General features: G+C 58.1%; 19 protein-coding genes. 7 read left to right on the forward strand and 12 right to left on the reverse strand.

Annotated features, from left to right (window positions below; translation table 11 throughout):
* Positions 1–44 precede the first annotated feature (44 nt).
* The 4 genes from V5N13_RS14690 (at position 45) to V5N13_RS14705 (ending at position 2,370) form a co-directional block, all read left to right on the forward strand.
* Positions 45–611, forward strand: a complete 567-nt coding sequence (locus V5N13_RS14690; RefSeq protein ID WP_336361355.1) for a hypothetical protein — start codon at positions 45–47, stop codon at positions 609–611.
* A 114-nt stretch (positions 612–725) separates the two neighbouring features.
* Entirely contained in the window at positions 726–1,574 is an 849-nt protein-coding gene (locus V5N13_RS14695) for a DUF7351 domain-containing protein (protein WP_336361356.1), read from the forward strand.
* Positions 1,575–1,634: 60 nt separating this feature from the next.
* A complete protein-coding gene (locus tag V5N13_RS14700) occupies positions 1,635–1,868 on the forward strand; it encodes a DUF7385 family protein (RefSeq protein ID WP_336361357.1) in 234 nt (77 codons plus the stop codon).
* Positions 1,869–1,920: 52 nt separating this feature from the next.
* Positions 1,921–2,370 carry a pyridoxamine 5'-phosphate oxidase family protein gene (locus V5N13_RS14705; RefSeq protein ID WP_336361358.1) on the forward strand — a complete coding sequence of 150 codons (450 nt, stop codon included), beginning with the start codon at positions 1,921–1,923 and terminating at the stop codon, positions 2,368–2,370.
* Here V5N13_RS14705 and V5N13_RS14710 read toward each other — a convergent pair.
* Positions 2,358–2,876 carry a universal stress protein gene (locus V5N13_RS14710; protein ID WP_336361359.1) on the reverse strand — a complete coding sequence of 173 codons (519 nt, stop codon included), beginning with the start codon at positions 2,874–2,876 and terminating at the stop codon, positions 2,358–2,360. The genes V5N13_RS14705 and V5N13_RS14710 overlap by 13 nt on opposite strands.
* 129 nt (positions 2,877–3,005) lie before the next feature.
* On the opposite strand from V5N13_RS14710, the gene V5N13_RS14715 reads away from it, so the two are divergent.
* Positions 3,006–4,604 carry a DUF7289 family protein gene (locus V5N13_RS14715; protein WP_442905082.1) on the forward strand — a complete coding sequence of 533 codons (1,599 nt, stop codon included), beginning with the start codon at positions 3,006–3,008 and terminating at the stop codon, positions 4,602–4,604.
* 6 nt (positions 4,605–4,610) lie between these two features.
* On the opposite strand, the gene V5N13_RS14720 is transcribed toward V5N13_RS14715, so the two are convergent.
* From V5N13_RS14720 to V5N13_RS14750, 7 genes are read right to left on the reverse strand one after another with little or no spacing between them, the layout of a single operon-like run.
* The gene (locus V5N13_RS14720; RefSeq protein ID WP_336361361.1) at positions 4,611–5,351 is read right to left on the reverse strand and encodes a DUF7289 family protein; all 741 of its coding nucleotides are present in this window, start codon (positions 5,349–5,351) and stop codon (positions 4,611–4,613) included.
* Positions 5,344–5,781, reverse strand: a complete 438-nt coding sequence (locus V5N13_RS14725) for a DUF7266 family protein (RefSeq protein ID WP_336361362.1) — start codon at positions 5,779–5,781, stop codon at positions 5,344–5,346. The genes V5N13_RS14720 and V5N13_RS14725 overlap by 8 nt, the downstream gene beginning before the upstream one ends.
* Entirely contained in the window at positions 5,778–6,689 is a 912-nt protein-coding gene (locus tag V5N13_RS14730) for a hypothetical protein (RefSeq protein WP_336361363.1), read from the reverse strand. The genes V5N13_RS14725 and V5N13_RS14730 overlap by 4 nt, the downstream gene beginning before the upstream one ends.
* Positions 6,677–7,276, reverse strand: a complete 600-nt coding sequence (locus V5N13_RS14735) for a DUF7288 family protein (protein WP_336361364.1) — start codon at positions 7,274–7,276, stop codon at positions 6,677–6,679. The genes V5N13_RS14730 and V5N13_RS14735 overlap by 13 nt, the downstream gene beginning before the upstream one ends.
* Positions 7,277–7,278: 2 nt before the next feature.
* Positions 7,279–7,797 (reverse strand): DUF7287 family protein, encoded by a 519-nt coding sequence (locus V5N13_RS14740; RefSeq protein WP_336361365.1) that lies wholly within the window; start codon positions 7,795–7,797, stop codon positions 7,279–7,281.
* The gene (locus V5N13_RS14745) at positions 7,794–9,794 is read right to left on the reverse strand and encodes a type II secretion system F family protein (protein ID WP_336361366.1); all 2,001 of its coding nucleotides are present in this window, start codon (positions 9,792–9,794) and stop codon (positions 7,794–7,796) included. The genes V5N13_RS14740 and V5N13_RS14745 overlap by 4 nt, the downstream gene beginning before the upstream one ends.
* Positions 9,795–12,383: a type II/IV secretion system ATPase subunit gene (locus V5N13_RS14750; protein ID WP_336361367.1), complete on the reverse strand. Its 2,589-nt coding sequence runs from the start codon at positions 12,381–12,383 to the stop codon at positions 9,795–9,797.
* 356 nt (positions 12,384–12,739) lie between these two features.
* Here V5N13_RS14750 and V5N13_RS14755 point away from each other — a divergent pair, with 356 nt between their 5' ends.
* Positions 12,740–13,390: an HAD family hydrolase gene (locus tag V5N13_RS14755; protein WP_336361368.1), complete on the forward strand. Its 651-nt coding sequence runs from the start codon at positions 12,740–12,742 to the stop codon at positions 13,388–13,390.
* A gap of 213 nt (positions 13,391–13,603) precedes the next feature.
* On the opposite strand, the gene V5N13_RS14760 is transcribed toward V5N13_RS14755, so the two are convergent.
* Together V5N13_RS14760 and V5N13_RS14765 are read right to left on the reverse strand one after the other, a co-directional pair.
* Positions 13,604–14,743, reverse strand: coding sequence for a pyridoxal phosphate-dependent aminotransferase (locus V5N13_RS14760; protein ID WP_336361369.1), 1,140 nt, complete (start codon positions 14,741–14,743; stop codon positions 13,604–13,606).
* Positions 14,740–15,228 carry an Lrp/AsnC family transcriptional regulator gene (locus tag V5N13_RS14765; RefSeq protein ID WP_332898690.1) on the reverse strand — a complete coding sequence of 163 codons (489 nt, stop codon included), beginning with the start codon at positions 15,226–15,228 and terminating at the stop codon, positions 14,740–14,742. The genes V5N13_RS14760 and V5N13_RS14765 overlap by 4 nt, the downstream gene beginning before the upstream one ends.
* 139 nt (positions 15,229–15,367) lie before the next feature.
* On the opposite strand from V5N13_RS14765, the gene V5N13_RS14770 reads away from it, so the two are divergent.
* Entirely contained in the window at positions 15,368–15,976 is a 609-nt protein-coding gene (locus V5N13_RS14770) for an SAM-dependent methyltransferase (RefSeq protein WP_336361370.1), read from the forward strand.
* A gap of 3 nt (positions 15,977–15,979) precedes the next feature.
* On the opposite strand, the gene V5N13_RS14775 is transcribed toward V5N13_RS14770, so the two are convergent.
* Both V5N13_RS14775 and V5N13_RS14780 read right to left on the reverse strand, forming a co-directional pair.
* A complete protein-coding gene (locus tag V5N13_RS14775; protein ID WP_336361371.1) occupies positions 15,980–16,501 on the reverse strand; it encodes a GrpB family protein in 522 nt (173 codons plus the stop codon).
* Between the two features lie 54 nt (positions 16,502–16,555).
* Positions 16,556–17,104: an NADPH-dependent FMN reductase gene (locus V5N13_RS14780; protein ID WP_336361372.1), complete on the reverse strand. Its 549-nt coding sequence runs from the start codon at positions 17,102–17,104 to the stop codon at positions 16,556–16,558.
* Positions 17,105–17,126: the final 22 nt, after the last annotated feature.

The raw sequence follows: 17,126 nt of genomic DNA on the forward strand, positions 1-17,126 counted from the left end.
ATCTATCGTATAACTAACACCGGACTATTCGTAGTCGGGTTGTCATGAAGCAGAGAATGGCAGGGGTGAAGGTCGCCCAATCTGTAATCCGGTCGCCGGAGACGTTCTATGCGGGTCTCGAACCGTCCGGAAGCTACCGATTCCCCCTGATTTACGCTGCCGCATCAGCGTTGATTGGTGGGATTGTGTTTGGGGGGTTGAGCCTCGTGTTCGAAGTGGAATTGCTCACGGACACCCTCCGAAGCCTACCGGCTCGAATCCTCGTGTTTGCCGCGCTCGGCTATCTCGCCTTCCTCAGCCATGCGCTCGGGACGCACGTTGCCGCGGCCGTGTTCGGCGCACACGGCTTTCACAAGACCGTTGAGGCGATGGCGTATCCAACCGTGTTGCTGCTAACGTTCGCGTGGATTCCCGCCATCAACCTCGTCGTTGGCCTCTATGGCCTCTCGTTGCAGGTACAGGGACTCAGGAAGCTCCACCGGATGAACGGGTCGCTCGCGCGAAAGTCGGTCGTGCTCGGCCTCGTGTTCGGCGTCGTGTTCCTTCTCGCGTTTATCGCCATTATCGGTGCACTGGCCGTACTCATTCTTCCTCCTGGAAGCCTGAGCTGACGGCTCATCCAGCGCCCTTGCCCAGTAATATTCGCAAGACCAACTGAACAGTAACACTGCATTCGGCCGAGATATCCACTACGTTCATCACGTCAGCGAAACGTGGTGTAGCCAATGAGCGAGGAGGGACTCACCGTCGAAACCCAGCCTGCAGAGGCCGTCTTTGCACTGCTCTCGAACGATACACGCATCGAAATTCTTCGGGTGCTTGCCGCCGCAGACGGGCCACTGCCGTTCTCTGAACTCTACGACAGAGTCGGGCTGCGCGACTCTGGGCAGTTCAACTACCACCTCCAGAAGCTCGCGGGCACGTTCATCAAACAGGGGGACGAGGGGTATGAACTCACCATCGCGGGCATGCAGGTCGTCGGGGCGCTCATCGCCGGAACCTACACGGCGACCGCAACGCTCGACCCAATCGAACTCGATGACCCGTGCCCAAAATGTGGGACTCGCTCGGTTGTCGTTACCTACAATGACGAACATGCCCACGTCACCTGTACCGCCTGTGACGAGTTTCACAACCAGTACTCGTTTCCACCAGGGACGCTCAGTCAGTACGACCGGGCCGAACTTCCCGCAGCGTTCGACCGCTGGATTCGCGTCCTCTTCTACCACATTACTGCGGGATTTTGTGTGAACTGTGCTGGCCGGCTCTCGGGTTCGCTTGACGCTGCCAACGACCCACCCCGATTCGAGTGGCGGTGTGAACGGTGTGGTGACATCGCCATTGCGGAGGTGTCGTCGCCTGTGTTCTTCCACCCTGCGCTCCAAGGCTTCCTCTACGACCGCGGAATCGGCCCAAAGGAAACGCCAACGTGGCGATTGTTTGGGTCAGACGAACTGGAAATCACTACAGACGACTCCGGCGTGACGATTGCAATTACGATAGACGCCGAAACACTGACGGCGACGATAGATACAACGGGCATGGTCACGAGCGTCAGTCGAACCGACCGGTAACAGAAAACACCGCGTCCGTCGCACCTAGAATTATCACGGAGGGCGATGAGCACTCTAGCGATGGATTCAGACACCTATGACGACCTCATTCAGTCGCTGACGCCCCACGAAGCCGCCGGTGGCGTGACGACCTACCGGAACACGGTGCGCATCGCGTGTCCTGCCTGCGACAAACCGTTCGACGACCTCGTCGTCTGCGAAGACGAGTACAACAGCCTCGAACTGAGTCGGTTGCTCGACCTCTGTGTCTCGACGCACGACGACGACGTGCTGTTGTTCACCCACCAACAGTGAGCGACCTGTAATTGAACCTAGCTTTTTGGACTGTCAGCGCGTCTGTCTAGACATGAACAACACGCACCCTGCGAGGATGACAGCGGACGAGATTCACGAACTGCTCGACCACGGTGGCTCGGGTGTGCTTTCGCTTGCAAGGAACGGAGATGCCTACGCGATTCCAATTTCCTACGGCTTCGACCCCGGTTCGACTCGATTCTACTTTCGCCTTGGCTACGGCAAAGAGAGCGAAAAACGCGGCTACGTCGAACACACCCAGACAGCGAGACTTGTCGTGTACGAGAACGTAGACGAGGAGTGGAACAGCGTCATTGCGGCCGGAACGCTGCGCGAGATTTCAGACGACGAATTGAACCTCGAAGTCGTCCGCGCGCTTCGCCAAGCAGACCTGCCGCTGCTCGATATCTTCGACACGCCACGCGACGAACTCGTGTTCTCGATGTACGCCCTCGACGTGGCGGAGTTGACGGGGCGGAAAACGGCTGCTCACTCGATGTAGCGCGGCGATTCTTCCGTGTCGTCGGCCGCCTCTGCGTTTGCACGCTCCTCGCGCATCCGCTCTACGTCGTCTTCTCGAATCCGCACTGTCAAGACGGGTGCGTCTGCATTTCTGACGACTTCTTCTGCGACACTGCCAAGGATGCGCTTGTGCTCCCCCGTCCGCCCGTGGGTCCCCATCACGATGAGGTCGATATCCTCTTCGTCTGCGTATTCGAGAATCGCCTCGTGTGGGACGCCTTGGAGCAGTTCGTAGATGGTTGGAACGTCCTCGCCCTCCGCTTCGATGCGCGATTCGACCGTGGCCAGCGCGCGTTGGCCCTCTTCGATGAGCAGGTCGATGATGCGTTGTTGGGTTTCCTCGGGGAGAATGATGTACGACCGTACATCGACGATGTAGACGACGTGCACCGTCGCGCCGCTTTGTATCGCCTGATAGAGACATTGGGTGAGTACGTTCGCCATCCCGAGACTCCCATCAGTTGGAAACAGAATTTTGTCGTACATCTCGGCTACTGATACTGTCGCGTGGGAACGATATAGCCTTCTTGCTGGTTATAATTCTGACACATCAAAATGTTATTATTTAATCAATTACCAGATTATTTTATTGTCTGATAGACTATGGTTGTACTAATGACTGGGCCATCCGGGCTGCGAGCATTCATCTCGCGCTCTCTCACTCGTGACGCTCGTGGACAATCAGCGCCCATCGGCACTGTCCTTCTTCTCATTATAGTGTTACTTGGGACGACCGCCGTCGCTGCCTTAGGCGCAGTCGTTATCGAGGACACCCGCCAACAATCAGAACTCGAACGCGCAGAGCAGTCGATGACGCTGTTCGATTCGCGCGCCGCGCTGGTCGCACTTGGCTCGTCGAACCAACAAACAATCGAGTTCCCGAACGGCGACGGGCAGTTTGAGGTGCGCGAAGACCTCGGTTGGATTCGGATTACGCACAACGATTACGACGGGGCGGGAGCAGAAGAGACGATTTACAACCGAAGTCTCGGCGCGGTCGTCTTCACCAATGGGGACGCGGAGATTGCCTACCAAGGCGGCGGCGTCTGGCGCAGAGACGGTGGCGGTCCCGCACGCATGATCTCCCCACCGGAGTTCCACTATCGGGATGCGACACTCACCTTGCCGGTGATTCGCACTCTCGGGTCTGGGTCTGCCTCCGGTGCGACCAGCATCTCCATCGACCAGGCCGAGAGCGGACACGCCATCTTCCCGAACACGACCGCGCGCGCACAGGCGGCAGACGGAACGGAAATCGGCGCACCGTACAACGGCACGGAAAGCGACTATCAGAACCCGCTCAAAAACGGCACCATCAACGTCACCGTGAAAGGCCCCTACTCGGAGGGCTGGGAGGAGTATTTCCGCACGCACACGACGGGGACGGTGTACGCAGACCACGACAACAATATCGTGACCCTCCAACTCGAATCGACCGGCGATGCGCTCCAAGACTTCCAGATGCCAGAACGCGATGGCTCCGTCTCAGTGCCCGCGATGGCCTCGAATCACAAAATCAACAACTTCACAATTCACCTCTCGTCTGAGAAAAACGACTTCAACCAGCTCCACTGGTCGTTTTACACCGAAGACACGGCCGACGTCGAGTATGAGTTACACGTCGGCTCACAAAAGCCGCTGTGTGGTGGGGGTGCGGGCAATCTTGACGTGAGCATCTATTACTACAACGCCAGCTCAGGGGTCCACCACGAGTGGCAAAACATGTCGATTGACCCGGCAACCGACCCGAACTTCAACGTCGATTGCACGGCAGAAGTGCTCACGATGAACTTCACGAGCACAACCTCGCTCACCTACGGCGACATTGACACCCAAGGGAGCGACAACAAGTGGCACTACGGCCCCGAGATTACGAGCCGCAATGTGAATGCCTCTGCGACGGCAACCGGACACATCGCAGACTGTGACACCGACGACAACGGCCTCTGCGAGGCAGGCGAGGACGACCCAACCTACACGAAGGATGTGAGCAAAGAGTCACTCGATTTCCTCACCAACCACTACTTCTCGCTGATGAGCCCGGAGTTCGAACTCACCGTCCACGAAGGGCCGGGCAAGGGGAAGGGGAGCCAATCGACTCGGGTCGACACCGGCAACTCCGGTGGCACACTCGACTACGAAGTGACCACTGACTCGCGGTTCATTACCTTCCTCCACATCACAGAAAACGAAATTGCGGTCCGACTACGCTGAGCCGCGTTACTCTATTTCGATTGTCGTCCGCACCGTCGTGACAGCACCTTTTTGTACACCATCCAGCCGACACGAGACGTGGTTACCGTCGACCACGAGTTCATCGCAGCTTCCGTCCTCGCTGAAGTACGACTCCCACGCCTCGCTGCGTGGACTCGTGACGTTCAGCCACATCTGGTAGGGGTCTTTGTCGCCAGTCTTGTCGAGCGTCGTCGCGTCGTGAATCGCTCGCACGCGCACCGTCTTCGACCCGCCCACGTCTTCGTTGGTCGGCGTCCACGTCCGAACGAGCAGCACCAACGGCTGGTCGCCATCTAAGATGAACGCCGGTTCGTTCACCATCCGCGAGGTGTCGGGTTGCGCGCGAATCACCGCACCACCCTCGTAGACGATGTCCGTGCCCGTGTGCGACGAGTAGACAATCGGTTTGATAGAGACGTTGTAGGCGTACTCGCTCATGCCACTCGCGTTTATGAAGTTGTACTCGACATACACCTCCTTGTTTACGGAGAGTTGGGCGTCGTCCAGTCGCACTTCGGTTGCCCGACTCGGCACGCCGTGTTGCGTGATGTCTCCGATGTTGTGCGCCATCACGTCAAAGGCGCGCTCTGCGTTGTTGACGCGCTCTGCATCGCGCGTGTCGTCGAGGCCACCGATGCCAGAGACGTAGATGATGCCGATGGTGACCGAGATGAGCGAGAAGATGAGGATAAACCCGAGCACGTCGCTCACGGCACGATTATCCATTTTGCACCTCCACGGTGCTCCCGTCGCCCACGATGGACACCGACCCGCCATCGACCGACGACTCGGTGATGGACGATTCAGCTCTGAACGCTATCTGCACCGTAATATCGGTGCGAGAAGTCCTGAGCAGCAGCGAGTACTCGTTTGGTGCATCTTGGACTACCGTGATACGATAGTGCTCACCAGCGACCAGCTTCGGTAAGTCGCGTTCGATGGTTATCTCCCCTCCCTCTGCGGTGAATCGGTCTGCCGTCGAAATGTCGCTCACCATCTGCTGACCAAGTACGGACAACTCGTTGCGGACGACCTGCTCTCGCTGGTCTTCGATGAGGTTGCCACCAGCGATGAGCAGCCCAACCACGAGCACCGTCGCAATTCCAAGCCCGAGGATGTAGTTGAGCGACGAGGCAACCCCTCTGTTGTCCATCATGCTGACTCCTCCGGGATTACTTCGACCGAGTTCGAGTACGTGAGATCGGGATGCCTGTAGGTGATGTCGATGGTCGTCGCGTAGATGGCCGCTTCGTAATCGGGGCCGTCGTCGGCACTGCCGTACTGTGTCGAATCGAACGAACTGCTCCCGATGACAAGTTCGTAGGTGCCAGCGATCTGGTCACCGTTTACGAATCGGACATCATAGTCCGGGGAGAGCCCCTGTCCGGGCTGTAAGGCGTCACACGGCTGGCCACCAACCGTACCGGCGGTCACGTTAATCCACGCCGTCGCGCTGGTGGTCGAACAGGTGTACGTTCCAGTCGCATTTTCGACGGCGACTTCGACGTTCCCGCTGGCGTCTTCTTCGACGTTCATGCGCCACGTGTCACCGCTTGCGTCTTCGAGTTCGACGTAAAAGCACGTCGAGAACTGAGTGCAGGTGTTCGGGTCCACGTTCATCCGGACGTTTCGCACGCCTTCGGCGTCCGATGCAAGCGTCCAGCTTGGCGTTCCCGTTCGGTTCGTGAACGTCGCGGAAGAACGCTGTTCGACCTGGATGCCACGGGTGTGCGACGTGACCGTGGCGTCGGTCACTTTCCCGTTTCGCGCGTTGTGTATCGAACTCAGATTATTGTAATCGCGGACGCTCTTTTCGACGCTCGCTTCGAGCGTGCCGTAGTTCGCGTTATCGTTCGCGTTCGCATACTCAATCGCGTCCTGCGTGTTTGCGATGGCGTCGTGGTGGAACTCGATGGCTCCGTCTGCCGCGCCGTCGTTACTTCGCGTTGCGAGGTTCTCCGTGAAGATGGCCGTGTTCAACACCAGCGAGAGGGCGACGAACATCACGGCAAGGACGAGGCCGATGACCAGGATAATCTGGCCACGGTCGCCTACATCCGCCATACGACCACCTCGATTTTGACCACGTTGAACACCGCGCTGTTGGGTGCGGCGTCGGTCATGTAGAACTCACCGTTATTCGCTGCCTGTGTGACCGTGTAGGCGGTCGGGTTGCCGTCTACATCGTACAGAACGTCGTCGTCGTAAATCGTCATGAGTCGGGTCGCGGTGACGGCATTATCACTTGGCACCCCGCGGTAGATGAGTTGCCGAGTGCGCTCGTCGCCCGACGCGGTCAGGTGGACGATGTTCACGTTATACGCAATCCCCGAATCCCCGAACGTGCGTTCGAGCATATTCCCGAACGTCAACGCCGAGGGCACGTTATCGACGTAGTACGGGCGCGACGTTGTGTCGTAAAATCGATAGTTTGCAGTGTCCCAGTACACGGGCGTGACGTGGAGCGATTCGTTTTCGAGGGCGCTCGCTAACACACCCGTTGCGATGGCGCGTTCTTGATTCTCGATATGCTGGCTCGACGTACTCGCAGACAGCGGCGTCACGGCCGTCGCCTGCAGCGCGAAGACCAGTCCAGTGATGAGCAAGAACGATGCGATGATTCCTTCGAGCGTGTGTGCTTGTGCTCGCATGATTACCACATCCTCACGATGAGTGACACGTCATGTCCGTCGAGATAAACGACCCGTCGGGCAACGACCACAGACCCCGTCGAGGTTGGCGGATTCCGCCCCTCTCTGAGGAGGATGCCGCCGGAATCGACGATGTTTCCAGCACCGTCCATCTGGACGATTTCGCGGTCGCCGTCACCATCCGTGTCACGCTCGATGGTCACGTTCAGTTGTTGCGTGCTCGAAAGCCCGAATCTATCCTCGACTGGCGTTCCCGTGTCGAAATTACAGTCCCCTGGGTCCGTATCCCCGAAAAAGGCCTCCGTACACTGGGCATCCAGAATGAACGGCTCATCGGTCGACCCAAGCATCCCCTTCGAGAGTTGCGTGGCCACGCGGTCTACGGTGACCGTGTCCTCTTGGACGCTGTCGTTGAACGGCTCGATGAGGCCGGGAACGAACGAGAGGACGAAGATGACGATGATGAGGAACATGCTCATCCCCACCAGAAAGTCCATCGACGTTTGTGCGCGTTCGGTCATATTAGCATGAAGACGAGCAGGGCGAAGGTTGGCAGGATGACTGCGTACTTCACGCCGCTCATGAGACTTGCATCGCGCATGTAGCCCGCGATGAATCCGGACAAGACCGCCTGTAAGGTCACGGCGTGGAAGAACAGCATCGACAGCATCTGCGTGTCGATACCGCCACCGAAGCTTCCAGAGTCGCCGCTTGCCTGTGCAGAGAGGCCAGCCATCACGTCAAGGAACTTCACCTTGAGGATGGCCATGACGCCGAGCAACACCAGGTAGGTCATGATGATGATGACGATTTGCATGCGCGTGCGGCCAACCCGCTCGCGGTCGATGTCGTCCTGGTTCTCAGAGGCCTGTGCGGCCGTCGAGAGAACCGCTGTGATGTTACTCGAGGTTTCCTGCGCCTTGCTGATGAGTTTCACCGTCCGCGCGAGACGCGGAATGTGGTAGGTGTTGTTGAACTCGACGAGCGCCTCTTTCAGGCTCATGCCGTAGTTCACCTTCGCGTGGATGGCTTCGAACTCCTCTGCGAGTTTCCCGCGTGACGTATCAGAGACCACTTTCAGCGATTCGAGCAGGGTCAACCCCGTGTCGTTCGCACTCGACAGTTTGCGCAGGTCATCAGAGAGGTTCTTGATGATTTTCCAGCGCGAGCGGAGGTTCCACTCATTGAACACCGCGAGCGGAATGAGCGTGATGTACACCGGCATGTACACCCAGAAGAACGTCCCACCAATCGGGTTCGCGATGAGCCCCTCGAACGAGGCTGGCGCGAGTCCCGACAGGATGGCGAACGCGAGCAACACGATTGCTGCGGGCACCGTGAGCGCGAGCGTTGCCAGCGGGTAGTCACGGAAGAAGTGGTGCGGGTTTTTGAGCAGCTCCATCGTGACGAACGTCCCTTCCTTGCTCTTGATGCGGTCGAAGATGGCGTACGTTCCCGTGTAGCGCTCGATGATGCCGAGGCTGAAGATGCCACGCTCGTTTTGTTGCATGTCAGGGTCAGTATCTCGGAGGAAGCCGTCGCCGGGTTCGTCCTGTTTGACCGTCGCGACGAGCACGAGGAAGCCAACGCCCGTCATCGGGATGAGGCCGTACACCGTCCCGTACAGCAGGAAGTCCTGGGCCTCCCCGAGCATGCTCATGATGACGAGGATGATGATGAGCAAGAGTGGGAACAGCGAGAGCGTCATGTACATCTCACCGAACAGCTCTAAGGTTTCGAGCGTGAGTTCCTGTTCCTGCTTTGCCGTGCGCATGTGCTTTTCTTTCTTGTCGTCCAAGAAGCGCGTCATGTCACCACCGGAGTTGACGATCGAGAGCATGTCCGTGAGGAACTGCCCGAGTTCGTCACTCGGTGACTGCATCGCCTGATTGCGAATCGCAGACCGGTAGTCCGTATCGAAGTAGTCGGTCTCGAGGACGATGCTCTGGAACTCCTTTGCGACCTCGCCGTAGGTGTCCTCGGCTTTCGCCATCGCTTGGAGAATCTCTATCTGGTTCATCCCGCCGACCGAGAGCGCGTACATGAACGAGATGGCGTCCGGCAGGAGCATGTTTATCTCCCGCTTTCGCTCACCCGCCCGGTAGTAGGGCACAAAGACGATAGAGCCAAAGCCAATCCCGAAGCCAATCAGACCAAAGACGAGGCCCGTCACCAACACGAGCGCCGGGATTTTGATGGCGTTGACGATGGCGAGCACGTCGGGCGAGAGGTTCAGTCCGAGTAACACCGGTGTCCCATCGATAAACAGGACGAAGATGAGGTACCCGAGGGCAATCCCCGCGAACCAGAGCATGAGGCCGAGTAAGACCCCGATGGCGAGCGCCCACGAGAGGAAAAACTCCACCGTGTGGGGCATCCGCGCCGCACCGAGTTTCTCCTCTACATCTAAGACGAATCCGCTGTCATCGCTGAACAGCCGACGGTAGAGCGGGTAGAACGAATCGCTGATTGATTTTCCTTCGAAGCTACTGCTAGCGCTCATCGTTTCCGGGGCCATTTACTCGTCGTCCTCCAATGGCTCGAAGCCGCCGAAGTCGAACGCCTCGAACGGATCGTCGTCATCTGTATCGTCGCCGCCGTCGGTGGCGGCTCCCGCCTCGTCAGCACCGGAGGCGAGCGCCGGTTCGAGGTCTGGCTCCCCAGCGGTGAGGTAGCGGTCAAAGAGATTCTCCTCTGCTTCCGCGAGGATTTCGTCCGTCTGCGCCCGCAGTTCCGCGTACGGATCTGGTCGCGGAATCATCGCCTCTTTCTCTGGGTCGATGTCAATCATGACGCTCTCCATCTGCCGGAGTTCCTCAAGGCGTGCTTCTAACTCGCCGTTTGCGATGAGCGACATGATGGTGTCGTTGTCGTTCATGAACCCCTGTAAGGCAGCAGCCACCTGTGGGTAGCTGTTCAAGCCCTTGTTGATGAGGTAGGCGAGAACGATTTTCCGCAGGTAGATTGCCTCGTCCAACTGGTCGTACGACCAGCCGCGGTCGAAGCGAATCTCGTCGAGCGTGTTCGACTCACCCATCCGCAGGAACTCGTCGGACTCTGCTTGCCACTGGAACACGTCTTGAACGTTGATTTCGTCGTTCTCCGGGTCGTAGTGGTTGATTTCGGTGATGGACTTGCTGCGGCGCACTTTGTCCCCGTGGACGCGCGTTGAGGTCTGGATACTCACCAAGTCGAGCGCCGTGAACATCGTCTTCGAGACGTTGATTGGGTCGGTCGTAAACCGCTTGATGACCTCACCCACCGAGTCCGCGTGGAACGTGGTGAGCGTGGTGTGACCCGTGGACATGACCTGGAACAGCGTCCGGCCTTCTTCCCCACGAATCTCACCCATGACGATGTACTCTGGGCGTTGACGGAGTGCGGCGGCGAGCAAGTCGAACTCGTCTACGTCACCCTGGTCGTCAGCCGTAAACGAGGGGCGCGTCGTGGAGGCAATCCAGTTGCGCTGTGGCAATTCGACTTCGCGCGTGTCTTCGATGGACACAATCTTCGACTTCGACGGGATGAACAGCGATACCGCGTTCAGGCTGGTCGTCTTCCCGGATGCCGTCCCACCAGCGAAGATGAGCGACTTGTTGTTTTCGATACACACCCAGAGGTAGGCCATCTCATCGAGCGAGAACGTGTGCCAGTTGATGAGGTCGATTGGCGTGAACGGCACCTCCTTGAACTGTCGGATGGTGTAGTTCGTCCCGTGGTCAGACACCTCGCGTCCGAGCGTGAGCTGGGCACGCGAACCGTCCGGCAGGGTCGCGCCGACCTGTGGCTGGCGTTTCGAGATGCCTTTCCCAGAGCGCTGGGCGAGTTTGACGACGAAATCATCGAGGTCTTTCTCGCCGTGGAAGATGTTCGAGATGATTTGCTCGTAGTCAGAGTGGTAGACGAAGACGGGCGAGTTGTACCCGTCACACGACACGTCCTCCACGTTGATGTCGTGTTTGACGCCGTCGATGCGCTCGTAGCCGATGAAGTCGCGTTTCAGCATGTACAGCAGCTTCTCGACTTGGTACTCCGTGACCATCCGCGCGTCCTCTTCGAGCAACGCGGGTTCGGGTCGCGTCAGCATCCCTGCTAAATCGCGGACAATCTCTTCTTCGTCTTCGAGTTCTTCGGCTCGACCAAGCAGCTCTAAGAACTGTTGTTTCAAGCTCTGCTTTTCATCCGATGGCCGGGCGTAGAGGTCGTAGCGTTCGAGGAGTTGTTCGGTCTCGCGTGCGATGACGGCCCCTCTGTCTGCCTCGTCGCCTTCGACGATGATGTCCTCATCAGAGTACTTGATTGCCGTGCGGAGTTTGTTCGTCAGGTACTCCTTTAGCTCGCGTTCGATTGGCGTGAGGTACGGCTCTACGAGGTAGTACTTGTGCTCGTTCTCTTTGCTCGAGTGGAAGATGCTCACGAACGCGAACGGCTTGTTGACCCAGTAGCGGTCGACCTCGTGGAAGTGTGACTTTTTCGAGAGCGGCACGGCCTTCTCTAAGTCGTAGCGGTTGACGACGGTCTTCGTTCCGTCTGGATTTCTAAAGAAGGCATCCTCGTCGAGGTCTTCGAGCACGTTGACCGTGCGCGCTTCTCTGACATCGTGGATGCAGTCGCCCACCACGTTTCCGTAGCTGAGGACGTTCGGCAGCGAGGTTGGGTCGAACCCAAGGTACTCGCTCGCGTCGAACTCCACGACTTCACCGGTTTTCTTATCAACCGGTGGCTTGCCTTCTTCGTCGTAGTAGTACTCGATTTTGAAGTGTTCCCAGTAGTACTCTCCAACCGCGACATCGGTCGTCTCTACGTCAAGGAACGAATCGAAGTGGTCATCGAGGATGGCCGCCTTGCTAGCCGCCTTCGTCAATCGCTCCTCTATGTCGGCCGGGTCGAAGCCAAGGTAGTCACTTGCGTCGAATTCGATGACGTCTCCGATGAGGTCGGTTGGGCGTGCTCCATCCTCGTCGTAGTAGACTTCTCGCTTGAAGTCTTCCCAGGTGTATGCACCTAGTACTGCACCGACAGAGGTCTCCTCAGTCGTTTCCGTGGCGGCGTCCCCCCGGTCGCCGTGCTGGTCAGAGCCAGCGGTGTCGGCGTTATTCTTCCCCATATCTTCTATGAATACTCTGTAAGAGAGAAAAAGTGTTGCGCTTATATATCTGATTTCTTACACTGTATGATTATGAATAGCTAAATTAGCCAAAAGAGTCGAATCTCAGGATTAAGAGACAATTTCCGAGCTATAACTGCTGGAAACATAGGTTAAAGTTGACTACTATCTAAAGAGTCTTTCACAGATGACGTGTAATAATGGCGACTGCACACCCAACAAGTACCATCGTCGTACTTTCAAGAAAAGCGGCTAAAACTGAAAAACGCGGTTTTTCGGCTGCGACCGACGAGACGCCGTTACCAGTCTCTGAGACGTACACATTTATATCACATTCCGTGAAAGAATCGGCAACCATGGGCTATGACGCCGTCATCTTCGATAACGACGGGGTGCTCGTTGAACCACCGACTCGAGCGACCGTTCGCCGTGTCGCAGAAGCAACGTTCCATAGCTTTGACCTTCGCCGCCCAACTCCGGACGATCTCCGCCAGCTTGGGGCACACAACGTCGAGACAATCCGACAGCTCGCAACACAGTACGACATCCAACCGATTCGCTTCTGTCAGAAGCTGACTGACTACATCGAATCTGAGCAACAACGCGAGTTCCGACAGGGGATTCGGTCGCTCTATGACGATGTAACGGCCCTGTTCGAACTCGACCGTCCGTTTGGTCTCGTCAGCGACAATCCACCGAAAGTACTCTCGTACATCCTCCGTTTTTTCGGCCTCGAAGAGTACTTCTCCACCGTCTACGGCTGTCCGTTCACCCCCGAAGGGCTCAGCCGCAGAAAACCGAATCCGTACTACCTGAACGCCGCCCTCGCAGACCTTGGCACGCAAAATGCCGTCTACATCGGTGACCGTGCCTGCGACATTGCCGCCGCCGAAAACGCAGGCATCGATTCGGTGTTGCTCGCGCGCGAGGATGCGTCTGTTGACGCTGATGTAACTCCGACCTACGAAATCGACAGTCTCAGAGCGCTTCCCACAATCGTCGCGTAACCGTCCGTTCTACCCTGTTCCCTGCTCTATTGTGACGCCAGCCGTCGCTGATGCTCCCACACGCGTTTCTATAAGGGGCTAGTGTTGCAGATGAGTCTTCAACGAACCGTCCATGGATGACCGACAGCAACACGTTTGATATCGCGACATACAATTTACCAAACTATTTCGGCGCAGCCGCTCCACTCCACAAAACAGCCGAAAACGGGTGCTTTACCCGAGGAACGCTTCGATTCGCGCCATCGCTTCGCGCAGTTCGTTCAGCCCCGTCGCGTAGGACACCCGGAGATGACCTTCGCCGCTGTCCCCGAAGACGTGACCGGGGACGAGCGCGACGCCCTGTTCTTCTAACAGCGCCTCTGCGAAGGCATCGGTGTCGTCCCACGGGCACTCGGGGAAGACGTAGAACGCGCCTTTTGCCTCGAAGCAGTCGATGCCCATCTCCGAAAAGCGAGAGAGAACGAACTGGCGACGCCGGTTGTACTGCTTTCGCATCTCGACGACCTCAGAATCACACGACCGAAGCGCTTCGAGCGCGGCGTACTGTGCCGTCGTCGGCGCAGAAAGCATCGTGTATTGGTGGACGCGGTTCATCGCGCTGATGACTTCGGGCGGAGCCATCGCATACCCAAGGCGCAAGCCGGTCATCGCATACGCCTTCGAGAAGCCGTTGAACACGACGGTTCGCTCGCGCAGTCCCTCGAACGTGGCAATAGAGGTATGGTCGTCGCCGTAGGTGAGGTCTGCGTAAATCTCGTCTGCGAGCACTGTGAGGTCGTGTTCGCGGACGAAGGCTGCGACTTCAGCCATCTCTTCTGCCGTCATGATGGCTCCCGTCGGGTTGTTCGGGTAGCAAAGCACCACCATGTCGGCGTCTGCGACACCGTGGGCGGAGAGTAGCTCTGTGGTGAGCTTGAAGTCGTCTTCCTCGCGAGTCGCCACGGGTAGCGGTTCGCCGCCTGCGAATGTGACGCCCGGAACGTAGGAAATGTACGACGGCTGGGCGATAGCGACCACGTCGCCGGGGTCTACGAGCGCGCGAAACGCCACGTCGAGACCCTCACTCGCCCCGGCGGTGACGAGAATTTCGTCGTCCGGGTCGTAGCTGAGGTCGTATTGCGTCGAAACCCGCTTCGATATCTCCTCACGCAGTTCACGCATCCCACGATTGGCTGTGTACGACGTTTTCCCCGCCTTGAGCGAGTCGATTGCGGCTTCGCGGGCCGCCCACGGAGCAGTAAAGTCTGGCTCACCGACCCCGAGGGAGATGACGTCGTCCATCTCCTCTGCGATTTCGAAGAACTTGCGGATGCCAGACGGTGGAATCTGCTGGACGCGGTCTGCGATTTTCATGGCGAAAACGAGAGCCGGCCATCATCGTGGCCGTCGCCCATCTCAAGGCCGCGGTCTTTGTACGTCTCCATAATGTAGTGGGTCACCGTCTGCGTGATTTCGGGGACGGGAGCCACCTTCTCGCTGATGAATTTCGAGACTTCCCGCAGCGAGTCGCCTTCGACTTCGAGCGCGAAATCGTAGTCGCCGCTCACGAGTCGCAGCGATTTCACCGCCGGGAACTTCACGAGCCGGCCGGCGATGTCGTCGTAGCCGGTTTCGCGGTCGAGCGTGACGTTCAACTCGACGAGCGCCCGAATCCGCTCTTGGTCGGCTCGGTCCCAATCGACGACCGCTTGGTAGCCGCGGATGAGACCCGACGCTTCCAATTCCTCGATTGCTGCTGCTACTTCATCTGTGTCTGCGCCGGTCTGCCGGGCTAAGTCTTCAGTCGAGTAGCGGGCATTTTCGAGTAGGAGCGCTAAAAGCTCATCTCGCGTGCTCATACTCCGTGTGAACAGACGCCTCACAAAAAGGCTTGCTACCGGCGCAATAAACTGAATGTTGCGATATCGAATGGCTGTGGAAGTTTCCTTATGCACGCTCTCTGCGTCTAGCTTGCTATGCAACGAGTGGTGGTCTAAAGTGAGCGGTGACGATTCTGAAGAGGAGTTCGATTTCAACGACTCGTACCTCGGAACGCCGCCGTGGGACATAGGACGGCCGCAGCCAGCACTGGTGGAACTCGAAGCAACAGGTGTGATTAGCGGAGCAGTTCTCGACGTGGGATGTGGCACGGGCGAAAACGCCCTCCACTACGCCGATCGCGGTCACAGCGTCCTCGGTGTCGATGCGGCAGAAAACGCGATTGCGAAAGCACGGGAGAAAGCGAAGAATCGAGGACTCAGCGACCGGGTTCGGTTCGAAGTCCACGACGCGTTCGACCTCGCCTCCCTCGGCGAGCAGTTCGACACCATCACGGACTGTGGCCTGTTTCACGTCTTCGGCTCCGAAGTTGCCGTCGCCTACGGCGAAAGCCTCAACACGGCGCTCAAACCCGGTGGTCGGTACGTCATGCTCGGCTTCAGCGAGCGCGACGGCCGGATCGGTCCAAGTACGAACGAAGCCATCATTCGACGGGCGTTCGGGGAGGGCTGGAGAATAGACGAAATCCGCGAGACAACGTTCGAGACGACCGACCCCGCGATGTACAATCACCACGCCCTGCTGGCGGTCGTGACGAAAGCAAATTGAGGCTTACTTCTCGGCGAGCGCATCGCGTTCGACACGACGGATAAACTCGTCTTTGCCGTCGGTGTACGCGCCAATGTCGTCGCGATGCTTCTCTGCGAGGTCGCGTTTCAACGCCGCGTATTCGACGGCGACGTCCGGGTGTTCTCGAAGATAATCGCGGAAGGCGAGATGGCGCGTCCAGAACTCGCTTCCCGTCTCAACCATGTGCAGGTGGTGAGTTCGTGTCTCGCCTTCTGATTTTCGAAAGTAGCGACGGTTCGGCATCACGTCCTCGAACTTCGGGACGTACTCGTAGCCGAGTGCTTCGAGCGGGGTGATGCACGCGTCTGCGTCTTCGAGCGAGGCCACGCCGACCAGCATATCGATGATTGGTTTTGCGGGCATGCCCGGAATCGACGTGCTCCCGATGTGTTCGATTCGTTCGATGCGCTCGCCGATGGCGTCGTTGATGTGCGTGGCTTCTGACTCGAATTGTGCGGGCCAGTTTGTGTCGTAGTCGTTGAGGATGATTGGTGTCTGGCTCATTGGGATTATCTGGTAATACTGCCCGTTGTTACTGAACAGTGTTACTGGAGGATATCACTCGTCGAGTGGCATCCGCAGTCGCGTCGCGTACTCGACGATTTCGGTACCGAGCTTTTCGATGCGCGCTTCGAGTGCGTCATCGACGATACCGTCGTCGTCAAACTGGCTCCGGACGCTTGGGATACCGACTTGGTGAGGCATCACCCAGCCGTGGACGCCACGAACCGTGATTCTGAGGTGGTCGAGCGTGCTGCCGTACGAGCGACCACCGGCGACGGCGAGGAGACCAACGGCGGTGTCTGCGAACTCGTCGAACCCACAGTAGTCGTGGAAGTTCTTGAACGTAGAGGAGTAGGAGCTGTGGTACACTGGCGAACCGATGAGCACGCCGTCTGCCTCGCGGACGGTTTTGAGCAGCGCACTGAGTTCCTCGCTTTCGTCGTGGCCGGGGTGATAGAGCGGGAGCGATGCAGCACCGAGGTCGATGAGGTCGGTCGCTGCCCCAGCCTCCGCTGCGGCGTCGAGTGCGTGTTTCAGCGCGCGTTTCGTGTAGCTCTGTTGGCGTCTACTGCCCGAGATTGCGACAATCGTGGGGGTCGTCATTGGTCACCCTTGGCAACTCGCA

It is taken from the genome of Haladaptatus sp. ZSTT2 (genome assembly GCF_037081775.1).
GTDB lineage: Archaea > Halobacteriota > Halobacteria > Halobacteriales > Halococcaceae > QDMS2.